Raw genomic sequence first — 18,682 nt, 5'->3', positions numbered from 1 at the left:
ATTTTGCCATAAACCGCGGGCGCGTCCGGGCAGGCAATGCTAAAATTTGGCATCACTCTGCTCAACCTCATGATTTCTTTCGCAAAATTGTTTTCGCGCCGGTCATGGCATCGCGATTTGCGTGCGGCGCTCGGCACCGCAGGCGCTTTCGGCATGTTGACGGCCGCGGCCGTCGTGCCGGGCGTGGCGCTCGCGCAAGGGCTTTCTGCACCCGATTCCGCCTATCGCGGTTCGGAGCAGATTCGTGTGCCGGAGGTGCCGTTCGATGCCACGGCGGATCGCACGCCGTCAGCGGCGAGCAAGGCGGCTGCGGCCCAGGCCGAAGACGACAAGCCGGTGCCCTACGACGACCAGCTCGATCTGCACCCGGCCGACGACGATTTCGCCGGCCGTCGCGCATTGCTCGATCGTCAGCGCGCCTGGATCGACTATCGCTTCGAAGAGGCAAAGTACGAATGCGCGTCGCGGTTTTTCGTGAACCACTGCATCGACAACGCCCGCGACGAGCAGCGTGAAGCGCTGCGCGCCGTTCGCAGTCAGCGACTCGTGCTCGAGGATCAGGAACGCCGTACGCGTGCCGAGGAGCGCGATGCACGCCTCGCGGCACGACGCGCGCAAACCGAAGCCGAGGCACCGCAACGTGCCGCCGAGCGCGCGCAGAACCGGGCCGATTACGACACCAAGCAGGCGGAATATCAGCAACGCGTGACCGAACGCACCGGTCAGGCGCCGGAGCGTGCAGCCAACACCGAGCAGTACAACGCCAAGCAGGCCGAGCAGCAGAAGAAGCTCGACGAAGCGAAGGCGACGGCTGCACAAAAGGCCGCCGAGCGCGAAGAGAACGTGCGCAAGTACGATCAGAAGCAGCAGGAAGCCATTGAACGCCAGAAGAAGTCGGACGAGCGCCGCAAGGACTCGCAGTCGGGCAGCACGCCCGCACAGAAGGCGTTGCAAGGTCAGTAAGCGATGCGTGGCCGCCGGCGTCGTGCGCGGCGGTCATGGCATCCCTGTCCGGTGCCGGGTCGTCAGGCAGACCTTCGAGCCATGCCGCTGACCGCCGGGCCGGATTCATTCGAGAGTTGCAGGAGAGTTGCCACGATGCAGCAAGATCTTCACTCCATTGGACGCCGCATCATCGAGTTGCAGATCGAACACCGCGATCTCGACTATCTGATCGACAAGTTGCTGACGGAGCCGGCGTACGATGAGTTGCAGGTCACGCGACTCAAGAAGCGCCGTCTGAAGATCAAGGACACGATCACGCTGCTTCAGGTGCAGCAAATGCCCGATCAGCCTGCCTGACAGGGCAATTGCGCAAGGCTCGGCGCCCGGGCCCTCCACGCGCGTGATCACGTATTTTTTCCATTGCCGGCGTCGCGAATCTCGCAGCAGCGATTCGCGGCGCCTTTGAGTTTGCCAGCCGTTTTGACCGATTCCGCCGCATCCAGCGATTCCCCCGACATCTCCTCAAGCCCCGACGCGCCCACGTTCCACGGACTCAAGCCGCTCGCCGCCAAGCGCGAACGTGAGTTGGAGGACATCTTCGGCGATGGCGGCATGCTCGCGCGCGCGATCGACGGATACCGCGCTCGGGAACCCCAGACGGAAATGGCCCGTGCCGTGGCCGCAGCGATGGACACGCACGACACGCTGATCGCCGAGGCGGGCACGGGCACGGGCAAGACCTACGCCTATCTCGTGCCTGCCATGCTCTGGGGCGGCAAGACGATCATCTCGACCGGCACCAAGCATTTGCAGGATCAGATCTTCGCGCGCGACATCCCGACCGTGCGCAAGGCGCTCGCCGTGCCGATCACGGTGGCCATGCTCAAGGGGCGGGCGAACTACCTCTGTCACTACTATCTGGAGCGCACCCAGCAGGAGGGGCGCTTCGCGTCGCGCCATGAAGCTGCGCAACTGCGAGAGATCACGACGTTCGCGCGGATTACGCACAGCGGCGACAAGGCGGAATTGGCTTCGGTGCCCGAGAACGCGCCGATCTGGGCGCAGGTGACGTCTACGCGAGACAACTGCCTCGGTCAGGAATGCCCGCGCTACAAGGATTGTTTCGTCATGCAGGCGCGCAAGGAAGCGCAGCAGGCGGATATCGTGGTCGTGAACCATCACCTGTTCTTTGCGGATGTCATGCTGCGCGATACCGGCATGGCCGAACTGCTGCCCAGCGCGAACACGGTGATTTTCGACGAAGCGCATCAGTTGCCCGAGACAGCGACGCTGTTCTTCGGCGAGACCGTTTCGACGGGCCAGATGCTGGAGCTCGCACGCGATTGCGTGGCCGAAGGTCTGATTCACGCACGCGACGCGGCCGATTGGGTCAAGCTCGGCGCGAATCTCGAACGCGCCGCGCGTGATGTGCGCCTGACGTTTGGTCAGGACAACACGCGCATGTCGGTGGCGCAACTGGCGGACGATCACGAACTCTTCGGTGCCCTCGACGCGGTGGATCTCGCGTTGCAGGACATGATCGAGACGCTCCAGCATCAGGCGGAGCGGGCAGAGGCGTTGGGTGCCTGCGCGCGTCGGGCGATCGAGCTGCATCAACAACTGGAGCGCTGGCAGACCGGCGTGACGCCGCCGACACCGGGCGAGACGCCTTTGCCACTGCTCGATCCGGACGCGCCGCGTGTGACCGACGGCAAGCGCGAGAAGGCGGCCAAGGCGCGTGAGGCGGAAGCCGCGCGAGCGCAAGCCGCCGAGGCGACAAAGGGGGAGGCGGGCGAGCAGAAGACCTACACGCCGCCCGAGACCGTGCGCTGGATCGAAGTGTTTTCACAAGCCGTGCAGTTGCACCAGACGCCGCTTTCGATTGCGCCGATCTTCGCGAAGCAACGTGCGGGCGCACCGCGTGCATGGATCTTCACGTCGGCCACATTGTCGGTGAAGGGCAATTTCATGCACTACGCGGCCCAGCTCGGGCTCGACGCCGGCAAGTCGCTCACGCTTGCCAGTCCGTTTGATTATCCGAACCAGAGCCTGCTGTATGTGCCGCGCGGGTTGCCACAACCGTCGGCGCCGAACTTCACCGACGCCGTACTCGACGCCGCCCTGCCGGTGCTCGAAGTGAGCGGCGGACGGGCGTTTGTGCTGTGTACGACGCTGCGCGCGGTGAACCGGGCGGCGGAGCGCCTGCGCGAGGAGTTCGAGCGGCGTGGCTGGCCGTATCCGCTGCTCGTGCAGGGCGAAGCCAGCCGTACCGAACTGCTCGATCGCTTCCGGGCGTTGGGCAATGCCGTGCTCATCGGCAGTCAGAGTTTCTGGGAAGGGGTGGACGTCCGCGGCGACGCGTTGTCGCTCGTCATCATCGACAAGTTGCCGTTCGCGCCGCCGGACGACCCGGTGCTGGCCGCGCGGCTCGATGCGCTCACGAAGAAGGGACTCAGCCCGTTCGCCGTGCATCAGTTGCCGCAGGCGGTCATCACGCTCAAGCAGGGCGCCGGGCGGTTGATCCGGTCAGAAGCCGATCGCGGCGTGCTGATGATCTGCGATCCGCGTCTGGTGGACAAACCTTACGGTCGCCGCATCTGGCAAAGTCTGCCGCCGTTCAAGCGCACTCGCGAATTGCCGATCGTCCGGGGCTTCTTCGACGAGATTGCCGCCAGCGCCGGCGGTTAAGCGGCGCTGCGAGGGCTACAAATTAACGGGGCATGGCGTCGAGCCAGTGACCGATCACGGCCGACGCGACTTCCGTCAGCCGGGCGTGATGTTCTCGAGCCTGCGCGCGCAGCGCCACGGGGTCGACCTTTGCGGCACCCAGTTCACACGCATGGCCGACCAGCCATGACTCGATGCGCGAAGCATCGGCTTCCAGATGAAATTGCAGGCCCAGCGCATGGGTTCCCAGCGCGAAGGCCTGATGCTCGCCAACGGCAGTGCGCGCGAGATGCGAGGCGCCGGGCGGGATGTCGAACTGATCGCCATGCCAGTGCAGCACGCTCGCGTCTCCCAACCGGGCCAGGGGCGACGCCTGTCCCTCGGCGGTGAGCGTGACAGGCGCATAGCCGATTTCCTTCACACCCAGCGGATAGACGTTGGCGCCCAGTGCGCGCGCCATCAATTGCGCACCCAGGCAGATGCCGAGGATTGGCGCGCTGGCGTCGAGCCGTGCCTTGACGAGCGCCAGTTCGTCGGCAACAAACGGGTGTGCCGCTTCGTCGAACGCCCCGATCGGACCGCCCAGCACGACCAGCAGGTCGGGCGAGAGCGCGTCGATGGCGCGCAGGTCGGCCAACGGGACATCCACATAATCGATGCGGTAGCCGCGATCTGCGAAAAACGGCGCGAGTGTGCCGAGATCTTCGAAATGCACGTGACGCAGCGCGAGCAAGGTCTTGCGAGGGGCGGGGGAAGCACTCACGAATCCAACTCCTGATGTGACGCCATGGCGCCTCGATGGTCGAGCGACGGCGGGCGAAGTCGACAGCGTACGGAAAACAAAAAGCCCTCGCTGGGCGAGGGCTTTTCGTCAGGTCCGGGTGAGATCAGTGCAGCCGGCTCAACGCCAGATCTGCCACCAGGACTTCTTGTCGGTACCGGTGTCGATGCGGTGACCGACCGTCAGGTAACCGCTGTTCGGATAGGTCTGTTCCATCACGCGTCGGGCGTCGTCACGCAGTTCGGTCATGCCAAGCTTGTCGTACGACTTGATCATGATGCCGAGCGCGTCTTCGAGCGCCGGGGCCTTGTCATAGTCCTGCAGGGCGGTCTGTGCGCGGTTCACGGCCGCGAGGTAAGCGCCTCGGCGATAGTAGTACTCGGCAGCGTGGACCTCATGGGCCGCCATCGCGTTGACGGCGTAACGCATGCGCAGGGCAGCGTCGTTCGCGTACTTGCTGTTCGGATAGTGCTCGACCAGGTACTTGAAGCTGTCATAGGCCGCGCGCAGTGCCTTCGGATCGCGCTCGCTAAGATCTTGTCCCGAGAAGCGGCCGAACAGGCCCAGATCGTCGTTGAAGTTGATCAGGCCCTTGAGGTAATAGGCGTAGTCGATCGACGGGCTGTCCGGATGCAACCGGATGAAGCGCTCGACGGCGGTAAGCGCCTGAGCCGGCTCGTTGTCCTTGTAATAGGCGTAAGCCGTGTTGATCTGTGCCTGTTGGGCATGCGGACCGAACGGATCGCGCCCTTCCAGCAACTCGTAGTATTTGGCGGCCTTCGTATAGTCGCCGCTATCGAAGCTATCCTTGGCTTCCGAGTATAATTTGTTCGTCGACCAGCTGGCCGTTTCGTCGACTTTCTCCGGCAGAATGCCGCAGGCGGCCACGCCGCCGACCACGACTGCGGCCAGCATCAGATGTTTGACAAGTTTCAGGGCTTGCATGCTCGTTGGCTTCACTTCTCGATGACCCGATCAATTCTGCCGGATTATAGCGTAACCGCCTCATTTGCCACGGAAATTGCGGAGGATTCGTCTGACGACGACCTCGACTCGCTTCCGGCGGCTTTCCCAAGTGCCTCCGACGGCGCCATTTCTGACGCCATTTCCAAGGGGACTCCCTTGCCGGGCGGGGCTGGCGACGACGTCCCCCTGCGCGCTACCCTTCCCGACGCGCTCGCAGGCGAGCGTCTCGACAAGGCGCTCGCACAATGTTTTCCCGAATATTCCCGCAGTCGCCTGCAGGCCTGGGTCGAAGACGGCCGGGTGACGCTCGACGGTGAAACCGCCAAAGTTCGCCAGAAGGTGGCCGGCGGCGAGACGGTCGTGATCACGCCTGCGGCACTCCCGGAGCAACTTGCCTTTGCGCCCGAGCCGGTGCCGCTCGACGCTGTCTACGAAGATGCGACGCTCGCCGTCTTCAACAAGCCGCCAGGGTTGGTCGTTCACCCGGCGGCAGGCAATTGGTCCGGTACCTTGCTCAATGGGCTGTTGCATCGCTACGGCCAGGCTGCGGCCGATTTGCCGCGCGCCGGGATCGTCCATCGTCTCGACAAGGAGACGTCGGGCCTGATGGTCGTCGCGCGAACGCTGATTGCGCAGACCGATCTGGTCCGGCAATTGCAGGCGCGCACGGTGAAACGCCATTACGCTGCGCTGGTTTGGGGGCGCCCACCGCAACGCACGGTCGTCGACGCGCCCATCGGCCGCGATCCGCGCGAGCGCACCCGCATGGCGGTCGTGCAGGGGCAGGGCGGCAAGCCGGCGCGCACGCGCGTCGTGACCGTTGCCAGCGCAGAATGGGAAGGTTCACCGGTGTCGCTGGTGCTGTGCTCGCTGGATACGGGCCGCACGCACCAGATTCGCGTCCATCTATCGCATCTCGGCCACTCGCTGCTGGGCGATCCGCTGTACAAGCCGCGTCACAAGCGTCCGGCGCTGCCGGGCGGGTTCGCGCGTCAGGCGCTGCACGCCTGGCGGCTCGGATTGATTCATCCCGATGACGGACGCGCCATGCACTGGCAGGCGCCGTTGCCCGACGACATGCGCGAACTCATGCGCGCGCTCGGGCTCGAATTCGACTTCACCACGCTCCCCGACACGCTCGATGACTTCTTCCCTGCCTGAGCAAGACACGCAGACCGCGATGCCTGCGGACTGGATCGTTCCCGACTGGCCTGCCCCCGCCAACGTTCGTGCCATCTTCACTACGCGGGCGGGGGGCGTGAGTCAGGGGCCGCAAGCAACCTTCAATCTCGGCTACAAGGCGGACGACGATCCCGATGCCGTGCGTACCAACCGCGAACTGCTGGCCGCGCGTGTGGGCGTGCCGTCGGCGTGGGTGGCGCAGGTGCACGGCCCGCGCGTGGTCGATGCACAGGCCGCTTACGAGGCCGTGAGCGCGGGCGATCCGTTGCAGGCGGACGCCAGCGCGACGAATGTCCCCGGACTGGCGAGCACCGTCATGGTGGCGGACTGCATGCCGGTGCTGCTGTGCGACGTGAAGGGGCGAGCGGTGGCGGCGGCGCACGCCGGCTGGCGTGGGTTGTGCGCCGGCGTGCTGGAACAGGCCGTACAGGCGTTGAGAGCGCGCTTGCCGCAAGACGATGCCGATGCGGCGGTCATTGCCTGGCTCGGCCCGTGCATTGGTCCGCAGAAGTTCGAAGTCGGTCCGGAAGTGCGCGAAGCCTTCCTGGATGCCGCCGCGCCGCACGAGCGCGATGCCACGCAGGCGGCCTTTGTCGCGCATGGGGATCCTGTCGCCGGAAAGTCGTTGGCCGATCTGTGTACGCTCGCGCGAGTGCGCCTTGCCCGTGAGGGAGTGACGAGCGTTTCGGGCGGTCAGTGGTGTACCGTCAGCGATCCGGCGCGGTTCTACTCCTATCGGCGCGACCGTACGACGGGACGCATGGCGGCATTGGTCTGGCGGACTACATAACGTCGCGCGGGTCGTTTGCCGCAGGCGCGGCGGTCGGTGCGACAGGGTTGGCCGGTGCGTCATCGGGTCGCAGCGCACGTGCGCGCCGCAGGCGGCTTCCCGCGATGAAAAGCCAGAGTGCGACGGGGCCGAGGCCGCCAACGAGAAAGATCACGACACCCAGCCAGGCGGACGGGGCGGTGATGGCGACCATCGCCATGACATAAAGCCAGCCGAGAATGACAATAACCATCGGGGCAAACGCGCATTCAAAAAAAGATGGTGCAGCGCGACAATGCGCTCAGGACGTACGCCGCAAGCCATTGACACACCTGCGCGCGCACGCAAGAATGCTTCACAGGCGGAGCGCATCGCACAGGTGGCGAAGCACGCCGCCGCGTTTCGGGCGCCGGCCCGTGAACGCAACGGACGTGACACTCAGGCTATCATGAATCGCGCCAGTGCCAACTTCGATCCGGCCTCGTTTGCCGCCTCGTTCGCTCAGCAGTTCCCTTCCGCTTCGCTCTCCGCTCAGGACATGTCGCAGTGGTTCACGGCCGCCCAACAAATGTTCGGCGCGATGCCAGGGGCTGCGGGCCCATCGTTCGCTGGCCCCAATGGGGCCGCCAGCGCCGCAAATCCGTTCGCGGGACTTTTCGAACTTTTCAAGGCGGGCAGCCTGCCGCATCCGACATCGCTGCATGTCGATCCGGCGCAGATCAGCGCGCTGCAATCCGACTACGCCCGCGAATTCACCGAACTCGTTGCCAGTTTCAACCAGCCGGGGCTGGATAACGCCCCGGCGCTGGGCGATCGCCGATTCACCGGCGAAGGCTGGCGCAATCCCTTCTACGCATTGCCGGCAGCGCTCTATCTGCTCAACGGCCGATTCCTGATGCGCATGGCCGAGCTGGTCGATGCCGACGCGAAGACGCGCGAGCGCATTCGTTTCGCCGTCGAGCAATGGGTGGCAGCGAGTTCGCCGGCCAACTTCATCGCCACCAATCCCGACGCCCAGCAGCGCCTCGTGCAGACGCACGGCGACAGCCTGCTCGCCGGCATGCAGCATATGCTCGTCGACATGGGCAAGGGGAAGGTCTCGCAGACCGATGAAGCGGCGTTCGAAGTGGGACGTAACGTCGCCACGACCGAAGGGGCCGTCGTCTTCGAGAACGACCTGATTCAACTGATCCAGTACAAGCCGCTCACGCCGACCGTGCATCAGCGGCCGTTGCTGGTCGTGCCGCCGTGCATCAACAAGTACTACATCCTCGATTTGCAACCGGAAAACTCGCTCGTGCGCTACGCGGTCGAGCAAGGCAATACGGTGTTCGTGGTGTCGTGGCGCAACCCTGATGCAACGCTCGCACACAAGTCGTGGGACGACTACGTGGGCGAGGGGCCGATTGCCGCCATCGAGGTGGTGCGCGAGATCAGCGGTGAGCCGCAAATCAACGCGCTCGGCTTTTGCGTGGGCGGGACGCTGCTCGCGGCTGCGCTTGCCGTGTACGCAGCCAAGGGGCAGAAGGGCGCGAAGTCGCCGGTCGCGAGTGTGACATTGCTCACGACGCTATTGGATTTTTCCGATACTGGCGTGCTCGACGTCTTCGTCGACGAGCCGCATGTGCAGTTCCGCGAGCAGACGATCGGCGGCAAGCTAGGTCAGCCGCCGGGGCTGATGCGCGGCGTGGAGCTGGCGAATACGTTCTCGTTCCTGCGTCCCAACGATCTCGTGTGGAATTACGTGGTCGACAGCTATCTGAAGGGCAATGCTCCGCAGCCGTTCGACCTGCTGTACTGGAACGGCGACGGCACGAATCTGCCCGGGCCGATGTTCTGCTGGTATCTGCGCCATCTCTATTTGCAGAACGAACTGAAGCAGCCGGGTGTGGTGCAGACATGCGGCGTGCCTGTGGATCTGGGCGCCATCGATGCACCGGCATATGTGTTCGGTTCGCGTGAGGATCACATCGTGCCCTGGACATCGGCGTTCCGGTCGTTGCCGTTGCTCGGCGGCGAGCGCCGCTTCGTGCTGGGCGCGTCGGGGCACATTGCGGGCGTGGTCAATCCGCCCGTGAAGAAGAAGCGCAGCTACTGGCGCAACGACGACGTGGGTGTCGACGCCGGCGATTGGCTCACCGGAGCGACGGAGCATCCGGGCAGTTGGTGGACCGACTGGAGCGAATGGCTGGCGGGCTACGCCGGAAAACGCGTCAAGGCGCCAAAAGCGTATGGTAATGTTGTTTATGCACCTATCGAACCGGCGCCCGGGCGCTACGTGAAGGCGAAGGCCTGAGGGCATCCCCCCGGTTCGAGTCATCTGAAAACGAGGAATGAGACATGTCGGATATCGTGATTGTGTCGGCCGCGCGTACTGCGGTCGGTAAGTTTGGCGGCTCGCTGGCCAAGGTGGCGGCGCCGGATCTGGGCGCCATCGTGATCGACGAAGTCCTCAAGCGCGCCAAGCTCAAGGGCGAGGACGTGAGCGAAGTCATCATGGGGCAGGTGCTGACGGCCGGTTCGGGCCAGAACGTGGCACGTCAGGCGTCGATCAAGGCGGGCCTGCCGGCGATGGTGCCCGCGATGACCATCAACAAGGTGTGCGGCTCGGGCCTGAAGGCCGTGATGCTCGCTGCCAACGCGATTACCGCCGGTGAGGCCGACATCGTCGTGGCCGGCGGCCAGGAAAACATGAGCGCCGCGCCGCATGTGCTGCCGGGCTCGCGCGACGGCTTCCGCATGGGCGACGCAAAGCTGATCGACACGATGATCGTCGATGGCCTGTGGGACGTGTACAACCAGTACCACATGGGCATCACGGCAGAGAACGTCGCCAAGGAATACGGCATCACGCGTGAAATGCAGGATGCTTTCGCTGCCGCTTCGCAGAACAAGGCGGAAGCGGCGCAGAAGGCGGGCCGTTTCGATGCCGAAATCGTGCCGGTCTCGATTCCGCAACGCAAGGGCGATCCGCTGGTGTTCAACACCGACGAATTCGTGCGTCACGGCGTGACGGCCGAGTCGCTCTCGACCCTGAAGCCGGCGTTTGCGAAGGACGGCACGGTCACGGCGGCCAACGCGTCGGGCATCAACGACGGCGCGGCGGCGGTGGTGGTGATGACGGCCAAGCGCGCCGAGCAACTGGGCCTCACGCCGCTCGCACGCATCGTGGCCTACGCGAATGCAGGCGTTGATCCGAAGGTGATGGGCATCGGCCCGGTGCCGGCATCGCAGCGCTGCCTGTCGCGTGCCGGCTGGAAGGCGAGCGATCTGGACCTGATGGAGATCAACGAAGCCTTCGCGGCGCAGGCGCTGGCCGTGAACCAGCAGATGGGCTGGGACACCTCGAAGATCAACGTGAACGGCGGCGCGATTGCCATCGGTCACCCGATCGGCGCATCGGGCTGCCGTATTCTCGTGACGCTGCTGCATGAAATGGCACGTCGCGATGCGCGTCGCGGTCTGGCGTCGCTGTGTATCGGTGGCGGCATGGGCGTGGCACTGGCGGTCGAGCGCGTCTGACGCGCTCGGCGCAAGCGGGACGGTTCACCGAAAAGAACTGAATCGGCATCGCCCGTGCGTGCAACGCGCGGGCGTCAAGCCGGGTAGTCAGGAGACGAAAGGCGTGCGCGGGAACGCGCGGCCTGGGCGTCGGTCAATTGGCAGTCGCAACAGGCGGCAGATTTGCCGTAATTTTGGGGGAAGCGTTCCATGACTCAACGCATTGCATATGTGACAGGCGGGATGGGCGGTATCGGTACGTCTATTTGTCAGCGGCTGTACAAGGATGGCTTCAGGGTTGTGGCGGGTTGCGGTCCGAACTCGCCGCGTCGCGTGAAGTGGCTCGAAGACCAGAAGGCGTTGGGTTTTGATTTCATCGCGTCCGAAGGGAACGTCGGCGACTGGGAATCGACGAAGGCGGCGTTCGACAAGGTCAAGGCCGAAGTCGGTGAAGTCGATGTGCTGGTCAATAACGCCGGCATCACGCGCGACATCGTGTTCCGCAAGATGACGCGCGAAGACTGGGATGCCGTCATCGACACCAACCTCACGAGCCTGTTCAACGTCACCAAGCAGGTGATCGAGGGCATGTGCGAGCGCGGCTGGGGTCGCATCATCAATATCTCGTCGGTCAACGGTCAGAAGGGGCAGTTCGGTCAGACGAACTACTCGACGGCCAAGGCGGGGATTCACGGCTTCACGATGGCGCTGGCGCAGGAAGTCGCCACCAAGGGCGTGACGGTCAACACCGTGTCGCCGGGCTACATCGGCACGGACATGGTGCGTTCGATCCGTCAGGACGTGCTCGACAAGATCGTGGCGACGATTCCGGTCAAGCGTCTGGGCGAGCCGGGCGAGATCGGTTCCATCGTGGCGTGGCTGGCGTCGGAAGACTCCGGTTTCTCCACCGGCGCCGACTTCTCGCTGAACGGCGGCTTGCACATGGGCTAAGCGGTCACGGGGTGCGCGCAGGTACGGGCCAGGTTCAGGCGCACGCCCCGGTCGCGGGTTAGGGCTTTGCCGCATAGCAGCAAACGCCCTAGAATCGATAATATGTGACTAACCCCGACCGCCGGTCGGGGAAGTCCTTCATAAAAGCAGGAAACCCAGCGCATGACCGCGAGCAAGAAGACTGACGAGCGCCTGATCAAAAAGTATCCGAACCGGCGTCTGTACGATACCCAGACCAGTACGTACATCACCCTTGCCGATGTGAAGCAACTGGTGCTCGAGACCGAGGAGTTCAAGGTTGTCGACGCCAAGTCGGGCGAGGACCTGACCCGCAGCATCCTGCTGCAGATCATTCTGGAAGAGGAAACCGGCGGTGTGCCGATGTTCTCGAGCGCGATGCTCGCCCAGATCATCCGCTTCTACGGCCACGCGCTGCAGGGCATGATGGGCACGTACCTCGAGAAGAATATCCAGACGTTCATCGAGATTCAGAACAAGCTGGCCGATCAGTCGAAGGGCATCTACGAGGGTGCTGCCTTCAACCCTGACGTCTGGGCGCAATTCATGAACATGCAGGCGCCGATGATGCAGGGCATGATGACCAACTACATCGAGCAATCGAAGAACCTGTTCGTGCAGATGCAGGAGCAGATGCAGAGCCAGGCAAAGAACATGTTCAGCACGTTCCCGTTCCCGGGCGCGCCGGGTGCCCCGGGCGGTATGCCGGGCAAGGACCCGAACAAGAAACCCTGAGCTGAATGACGTTGCGATGGGACACAGGCGGGCTGCCTGTGGCGCCCGTCGCGGCGTGCAATGGGGCCCGGGTGGGCTCGGGAAGCGGTCCTCGACGATAGTTGGAACGGACCGCAGGCGAACAAGGTAAAATACGCGGCTCTGCGCAGTCGTTACGCGTATTTACTACATCAGGATTTCGCCCCATGTCCCGCCCATCGCCCGCCGGCACCCCCAAGGTCGGCTTCGTTTCGCTCGGCTGCCCCAAGGCTTTGGTCGACTCCGAGCAGATCCTGACGCAATTGCGTGCCGAAGGTTATGACATCGCCGGTACCTATGACGGTGCCGACCTCGTCGTGGTCAACACCTGCGGTTTCATCGACGACGCCGTCCAGGAAAGCCTCGACGCCATTGGTGAAGCGCTGGCCGAAAACGGCAAGGTGATCGTCACCGGCTGTCTGGGCGCCAAGAAGGACGCCGCCGGTCAGGACATCGTGAGCGCCGTGCACCCGAAGGTGCTCGCCGTGACCGGCCCGCACGCCGTGGGCGAAGTCATGAGCGCCGTGCACACGCACCTTCCCAAGCCGCACGACCCGTTCACCGATCTCGTCCCGGCTGCCGGCATCAAGCTCACGCCGCGCCACTACGCGTATCTGAAGATTTCCGAAGGCTGTAACCATCGCTGCACGTTCTGCATCATTCCGTCGATGCGCGGCGATCTCGACTCGCGTCCGGTCGCGGAAGTCATGCTCGAAGCCGAGAACCTGTTCAAGGCCGGTGTGAAGGAGCTGCTGGTTATCTCGCAGGACACCAGCGCCTACGGTGTCGACGTCAAGTACCGTACCGGTTTCTGGGCGGGCCGCCCGCTCAAGACCCGCATGACCGAACTGGTCACGGCGCTGGGCGAGTTGGCCAGGCAGTACGGCGCGTGGGTGCGTCTGCACTACGTCTATCCGTACCCGCACGTCGACGAAATCATTCCCCTGATGGCCGAGGGCCACATCCTCCCGTATCTCGACGTGCCCCTGCAGCACGCGCACCCCGACGTGCTCAAGCGCATGAAGCGCCCGGCGTCGGGCGAGAGGAATCTCGAGCGCATTCAGGCATGGCGCAAGATGTGCCCGGATCTGACGATCCGCAGCACCTTCATCGCTGGCTTCCCGGGCGAGACGGAAGCCGAATTCGAATACCTGCTGGACTTCCTGCGCGAAGCCGAACTCGACCGCGTGGGCTGTTTCGCCTACTCGCCGGTCGACGGTGCGAAGGCCAACGAACTGCCGGGGGCACTGCCCGACGAAGTGCGTGAGGAGCGTCGTGCGCGCTTCATGGAAGTGGCAGAGGAAATCTCGGCGGAACGCCAGCAACGCAAGGTCGGCACGACCATCCAGGTGATCGTCGACGAAATCAATCAGGACGGCGGCGTGGCCCGCTCGGCCGCCGATGCGCCGGAAATCGACGGTCTCGTGTACATCGAGCCCACGCCGAAGGCGGCGAAGCGCCTGAAGGTCGGCGAGTTCGTGAACGTGACGGTGACCGGCGCCGACGGTCACGATCTGTGGGGCGAGGTCGTCTGATGACGCAACCGAATGCGAAGATCGCGCCCTTGCCGCAAGTGCTGGCGATGGGCGAAGCCATGGTCGAGTTCAACCAGTCGCCGAACGACGCCCGTCAGTACCTGCAAGGCTTCGGTGGCGACACGTCGAACTTCGTCATTGCGGCACGCCGTCAGGGCGTGACGACAGGATTCGTAAGCGCCGTCGGTGACGATGCCTTCGGCCGCATGTTGCTAGACCTGTGGCGCGACGAGGATGTCGACACGCGCTACGTGGATGTGGACACGCAGGCGCCGACCGGCGTCTATTTCGTGTCGCATGACGCGCAAGGTCACCATTTCGATTACCTGCGCGCCGGGTCGGCCGCCAGCCGCTACCGTGCGCAGCAACTGCCGCTCGACGCGCTGGCAGGGGCCGCATTCCTGCACTTGTCCGGCATCAGCCTGGCCATCAGCGTGAACGCTTGCGACGCCGCCTTCGACGCCATGTCGAAGATTCGTGCCGCCGGTGGCAAGGTGTCGTTCGACACCAATCTGCGCTTGAAGCTGTGGCCGCTTTCACGCGCGCGCGCCACCATGCGTGAAGCGTTCGGCCTGACCGACGTCTGCCTGCCGAGCTGGGACGACGTGACCGCCGTGACCGGCCTCGAAGATCGCGACGCCATCCTCGACGACATTCTCTCCCACGGTGTGAAGGTCGTGGCGCTCAAGCTTGGCCGTGAAGGCTGCTATGTGGCGACGCCGAACGAGCGCCGTATCGTGGCGCCGTACCCGGTGCAGGCGGTCGACGCCACCGGTGCCGGTGACTGCTTCGGCGGTGCCTTCGTGGCGCGTCTGGCGCTGGGTGACGATCCGTTCGCGGCAGCCCGCTACGCCAACGTCTGTGCAGCGCTGTCGACGACGGGCTACGGTGCCGTCGCGCCCGTGCCGCGCGCGGAGCAGGTGCTCGCACAACTGGCCACCGAAGCTTCCTTCCAATGAGCCTGCCATCGCGGTAACCCCTGGGGCGCTATACTCGTTGCAAATCAATATCCACCTGGAGAAGAGACATGCAACGAGAGGTCGTGATCGTCAGCGGGGTTCGTACCGCAATCGGTGATTTTGGCGGCAGCCTGAAAGATTTCGCGCCGACGCAGCTCGGCGCGATCGTCGCCCGCGAGGCGATGTCGCGCGCGCAAGTGAGCGGCGAAGACGTAGGCCACGTGGTATTCGGCAACGTCATCCATACCGAACCCAAGGACATGTACCTCGCTCGCGTTGCCTCCATCGAGGCCGGCGTGAGCCAGCACGCACCTGCCATGACCGTGAACCGCCTGTGCGGCTCCGGCCTGCAGGCCGTGGTGTCTGCCGCGCAGTCGATCCTGCTCGGTGATACCGACGTGGCGATGGCGGGCGGTGCCGAGAGCATGAGCCGCGCCCCGTATGTCATGCCCGGCGCCCGCTGGGGCACGCGCATGGGCGAGTCGCGTCTCGTCGACATGATGCTCGGTGCGCTGCACGATCCGTTCGCCAACATCCACATGGGGGTGACGGCAGAGAACATCGCGAAGAAGTGGAACATCACGCGCGAAGATCAGGACCGTCTGGCGGTCGAATCGCACCAGCGTGCGGCGCGTGCGATGGCTGCCGGCTACTTCGCCGACCAGATCGTGCCCATCGCCATCAAGACGAAGAAGGGCGAAGTCGCTTTCACGACCGACGAGCACGTGCGCGCGGACGTCACCATGGACGACATGGCGAAGCTGCGCCCCGTGTTCGAGAAGGACGGCACTGTGACCGCCGGTAATGCGTCCGGCCTGAACGACGCCGCTGCCGCACTGATCCTGATGGAGCGCGCTGAAGCCGAGCGCCGCGGCGCGAAGCCGCTTGCGCGTCTGGTGAGCTATGCGCACGCCGGTGTCGATCCGAACTACATGGGCATCGGCCCCGTGCCGGCCTCGCGCAAGGCGCTCGAGCGCGCCGGTCTGACGGTTGGCGATATCGACGTCGTCGAAGCGAACGAAGCCTTCGCGGCACAGGCCTGCGCCGTGACGCGCGATCTCGGTTTCGACCCGGCCAAGGTCAACCCCAACGGCTCGGGGATCTCGCTCGGTCATCCGATCGGTGCCACGGGCGCGCTGATTACGGTCAAGGCGTTGCATGAGTTGCAGCGCGTCGGCGGACGGTACGCGCTGGTGACGATGTGCATCGGCGGCGGTCAGGGCATTGCCGCGGTGTTCGAGCGCGTGTAAGTTACTCCCCGGGGGCCGGCGTTCTTGCCGGCCCGAGTCTTTCCGGAGCCGTGATGACGCAAGACAACCGCAAGCCCCTCGATACGCCGGAAGCCAACGGCTGGCACTGGCAAACCAACATTCTGCACACCGACACACAGGTACCCGCCGGCTTCGCCGCGATGCCGGTGCCGGTGGCGCGCGCATCCACGGTCATCTTCCCCGATCTCGCAGCCATGCGCGCGCTGGACTGGAAGAACGACAGCCAGTGGCGCTACGGTCTGCATGCCACGCCCACCTCGATGGAGTTGATGCGACGTCTGGCGGCGCTCGAAGGTGGCAAGCACTGCTTGCTGTTCCCGTCGGGTCTGGCGGCCATCTCCAATGTGTACTTCGGCCTGATCAAAAGCGGCGACGACGTGCTCGTGCCGGACAACGCCTATGGCCCGAATCGCGAGCACGGCGACTGGCTTGCCGAATCGTTCGGCATTACCGTGCGCTATTACGATCCGATGATCGGTGACGGCATCGGCGCACTGATCCAGCCCAACACGAAGCTGATCTGGCTCGAGGCGCCGGGCTCGGTGACGATGGAAGTGCAGGACGTCCCTGCGATTGCGCGCGTGGCGCGCGAGCGTGGCGTGGTGAGTGCCATCGACAACACCTACGCTGCAGGACTGGCGTTCCGCCCGTTCGATCATGGTGTCGATATCTCGGTGCAGGCGTTGACCAAGTACCAGTCGGGCGGCAGTGACGTGCTGATGGGTTCCGTGGTCACCGTCGACGACGACCTGCATCACCGCCTCAAACAGGCGCGCATGCGCATGGGCGTGGGCGTGTCGGCCGACGATTGCAGCCTGGTGCTGCGCAGTCTGCCGAGCATGCAGTTGCGATTCGAGGCGCACGACCGCTCGGCGATGACACTGGCGACATGGCTGGGTACGCGCCCGGAAATCGTCGCGGTGTTGCATCCGGCGTTCGAGGATTGCCCTGGCTACCAGCATTTCCGGCGCGACTTCACCGGCGCGGGCGGGTTGTTCTCGGTCGTGTTCGACGAGCGCTATTCGCAAGCGCAGATCGATGCCTTCATCGAAGGGCTTCGCCTGTTCAAGATCGGGTTCAGCTGGGGCGGCGCCCACAGTCTCGCGGTACCGTATCGGGTACCGGCCATGCGCACGGCCACGCCGTGGCCGCACAAGGGGGCGCTCGTGCGCTTCTACGTGGGTCTGGAAGATGTGAGAGACCTGCAGGCGGACATCGAGACGAGTCTGAAGGCGCACCTCGGCGCCTGAGCTTGCGGCCTGCGACGGACAGGGGCGGTGAGCGAAGCCGGCAAGCCGTCGGCTTCCCTCACAACAGCCCCTGCAATCGACATGAATGGCGCCCCTGGCGTCGCAGAGACGCTGCGGGAACCTTGCTGCCGCGCGGTTCCCGTCACCGCCTGTTGACCGTCTGGCGACGCGTCACTCGTTCCGGAACAGCGACAACAACCCGTCCAGCCCGGCGTAGTTGAACGCGACGGAGGCCTTCTCGCGGACTACCGGCTTGGCACGGAAGGCCACGGACAGGCCCGCAATCGCCATCATCTGCAGATCGTTCGAGCCGTCGCCCATGACGATGGCCTGATCCGGCGTGGCGCCGAACTGCGCGGCAGTTTCGGCCACCGTGCGTGCCTTGACCTCGGCATTCACGATTTCCCCGAGTACGCGACCGGTGAGCTTGCCGTCGACGATCTCCAGCGTGTTCGCCCGCGTGACATCCAGATTCAACCGTGCCTTGAGGCGTTCGGTAAAGAACGTGAAGCCGCCGGAGACGAGCAACGTGCGGATGCCGAGCGCCTGAACGCCGCGCAGCATCTTCTCGGCACCGGGGGAGAGTTGCAGACGCTCCTCGTACACCTTTTCCAGCGACGAGGCATCGAGCCCCTTGAGCAGGGCCACGCGACGCGTGAGGCTTTCGTTGAAGTCCTTGATCTCGCCGCGCATGGCCGCTTCGGTAATCGCCGACACTTCCGCTTTGAGTCCGCAGTAATCCGCGATCTCGTCGATGCACTCGATGGTGATGAGCGTCGAGTCCATGTCCATCGCAACGAGCTTGAAATCCTTGAGGCGGCGCGCGCTGTCGACAAGCACGGCATCGACACCATGTGCCTGCACGAGCGCCTGCATTCCGGCGCGTAGCGCGGGCGTGTCGGTGACATCGCGCACACGCGCCGCACCGGCGGCGAATTCGACTCGCGCTTCGGGGGCCAGGGTCTTGAGCGCCATCTGGAGGACGGGCGAAAACGCAGCGGCGTCCGGTTGCGTGGATGCCGATTCGAGAGACGGGGAAGCGGCGGGTGCCAAGAGAACGAGGTCGTGGGCCATCTGGACGGTGTGTGTAAGCAACTGCTCAGGTAGATCGGGCGATGCGGGGCGTCCGGCGTG

The 18,682-nt window shown here is 64.6% G+C and carries 17 protein-coding genes; 13 read left to right on the top strand and 4 right to left on the bottom strand.

Features of this window, described 5'->3' with window-relative positions:
- Positions 1-153 precede the first annotated feature (153 nt).
- From ABWO90_RS01865 to ABWO90_RS01855, 3 genes are all read left to right on the top strand, one after another.
- Complete coding sequence (locus ABWO90_RS01865) at positions 154-963, top strand: hypothetical protein (RefSeq protein ID WP_353189485.1); 810 nt, start codon at positions 154-156, stop codon at positions 961-963.
- A gap of 135 nt (positions 964-1,098) precedes the next feature.
- A complete protein-coding gene (locus ABWO90_RS01860) occupies positions 1,099-1,302 on the top strand; it encodes a YdcH family protein (protein WP_353189484.1) in 204 nt (67 codons plus the stop codon).
- Positions 1,303-1,425: 123 nt separating this feature from the next.
- Positions 1,426-3,633, top strand: a complete 2,208-nt coding sequence (locus ABWO90_RS01855; RefSeq protein ID WP_502922524.1) for an ATP-dependent DNA helicase — start codon at positions 1,426-1,428, stop codon at positions 3,631-3,633.
- A gap of 22 nt (positions 3,634-3,655) precedes the next feature.
- Here ABWO90_RS01855 and ABWO90_RS01850 read toward each other — a convergent pair whose 3' ends face one another.
- Both ABWO90_RS01850 and ABWO90_RS01845 read right to left on the bottom strand, forming a co-directional pair.
- Positions 3,656-4,375, bottom strand: a complete 720-nt coding sequence (locus ABWO90_RS01850) for a glutamine amidotransferase (RefSeq protein ID WP_353189483.1) — start codon at positions 4,373-4,375, stop codon at positions 3,656-3,658.
- Positions 4,376-4,513: 138 nt separating this feature from the next.
- A complete protein-coding gene (locus ABWO90_RS01845; RefSeq protein WP_353189482.1) occupies positions 4,514-5,338 on the bottom strand; it encodes an outer membrane protein assembly factor BamD in 825 nt (274 codons plus the stop codon).
- Positions 5,339-5,359: 21 nt separating this feature from the next.
- Here ABWO90_RS01845 and ABWO90_RS01840 point away from each other — a divergent pair, with 21 nt between their 5' ends.
- On the top strand, positions 5,360-6,520 hold the full coding sequence (locus tag ABWO90_RS01840; protein WP_502922523.1) for an RluA family pseudouridine synthase: 1,161 nt from the start codon (positions 5,360-5,362) through the stop codon (positions 6,518-6,520).
- Positions 6,501-7,331 (top strand): peptidoglycan editing factor PgeF, encoded by an 831-nt coding sequence (pgeF, locus tag ABWO90_RS01835; RefSeq protein ID WP_353189480.1) that lies wholly within the window; start codon positions 6,501-6,503, stop codon positions 7,329-7,331. Before ABWO90_RS01840 ends, pgeF begins: the two co-directional genes overlap by 20 nt.
- Here the strand turns inward: pgeF and ABWO90_RS01830 are convergent.
- Complete coding sequence (locus ABWO90_RS01830; RefSeq protein ID WP_353189479.1) at positions 7,324-7,563, bottom strand: hypothetical protein; 240 nt, start codon at positions 7,561-7,563, stop codon at positions 7,324-7,326. The genes pgeF and ABWO90_RS01830 overlap by 8 nt on opposite strands.
- Positions 7,564-7,758: 195 nt before the next feature.
- Here ABWO90_RS01830 and phaC point away from each other — a divergent pair, with 195 nt between their 5' ends.
- The 8 genes from phaC to ABWO90_RS01790 all read left to right on the top strand — a co-directional run bounded on the left by phaC (position 7,759) and on the right by ABWO90_RS01790 (position 17,548).
- The gene (gene phaC, locus ABWO90_RS01825; RefSeq protein ID WP_353189478.1) at positions 7,759-9,606 is read left to right on the top strand and encodes a class I poly(R)-hydroxyalkanoic acid synthase; all 1,848 of its coding nucleotides are present in this window, start codon (positions 7,759-7,761) and stop codon (positions 9,604-9,606) included.
- A 44-nt stretch (positions 9,607-9,650) separates the two neighbouring features.
- Positions 9,651-10,832, top strand: coding sequence for an acetyl-CoA C-acetyltransferase (locus tag ABWO90_RS01820; RefSeq protein WP_353189477.1), 1,182 nt, complete (start codon positions 9,651-9,653; stop codon positions 10,830-10,832).
- Between the two features lie 189 nt (positions 10,833-11,021).
- A complete protein-coding gene (locus ABWO90_RS01815) occupies positions 11,022-11,762 on the top strand; it encodes a 3-ketoacyl-ACP reductase (RefSeq protein ID WP_353189476.1) in 741 nt (246 codons plus the stop codon).
- A 162-nt stretch (positions 11,763-11,924) separates the two neighbouring features.
- Positions 11,925-12,515: a polyhydroxyalkanoate synthesis repressor PhaR gene (phaR, locus tag ABWO90_RS01810; RefSeq protein WP_353189475.1), complete on the top strand. Its 591-nt coding sequence runs from the start codon at positions 11,925-11,927 to the stop codon at positions 12,513-12,515.
- A 185-nt stretch (positions 12,516-12,700) separates the two neighbouring features.
- Positions 12,701-14,068 carry a 30S ribosomal protein S12 methylthiotransferase RimO gene (gene rimO / locus ABWO90_RS01805; protein WP_353189474.1) on the top strand — a complete coding sequence of 456 codons (1,368 nt, stop codon included), beginning with the start codon at positions 12,701-12,703 and terminating at the stop codon, positions 14,066-14,068.
- Positions 14,068-15,027 (top strand): sugar kinase, encoded by a 960-nt coding sequence (locus ABWO90_RS01800; RefSeq protein WP_353189473.1) that lies wholly within the window; start codon positions 14,068-14,070, stop codon positions 15,025-15,027. Before rimO ends, ABWO90_RS01800 begins: the two co-directional genes overlap by 1 nt.
- 68 nt (positions 15,028-15,095) lie before the next feature.
- Entirely contained in the window at positions 15,096-16,277 is a 1,182-nt protein-coding gene (bktB, locus tag ABWO90_RS01795; RefSeq protein WP_353189472.1) for a beta-ketothiolase BktB, read from the top strand.
- Positions 16,278-16,330: 53 nt separating this feature from the next.
- A complete protein-coding gene (locus ABWO90_RS01790; RefSeq protein WP_353189471.1) occupies positions 16,331-17,548 on the top strand; it encodes a cystathionine beta-lyase in 1,218 nt (405 codons plus the stop codon).
- Between the two features lie 171 nt (positions 17,549-17,719).
- Here the strand turns inward: ABWO90_RS01790 and serB are convergent, their stop codons facing one another.
- Positions 17,720-18,622: a phosphoserine phosphatase SerB gene (serB, locus tag ABWO90_RS01785; protein ID WP_502922531.1), complete on the bottom strand. Its 903-nt coding sequence runs from the start codon at positions 18,620-18,622 to the stop codon at positions 17,720-17,722.
- Between the last annotated feature and the right edge of the window lie 60 nt (positions 18,623-18,682).

The sequence above is a fragment of the Pandoraea pnomenusa genome (assembly GCF_040391475.1).
GTDB classification, from domain to species: domain Bacteria; phylum Pseudomonadota; class Gammaproteobacteria; order Burkholderiales; family Burkholderiaceae; genus Pandoraea; species Pandoraea pnomenusa_C.
Note: the sequence above shows the minus strand (reverse complement) of the source record. Positions and strands in the feature narration are given on the sequence as shown.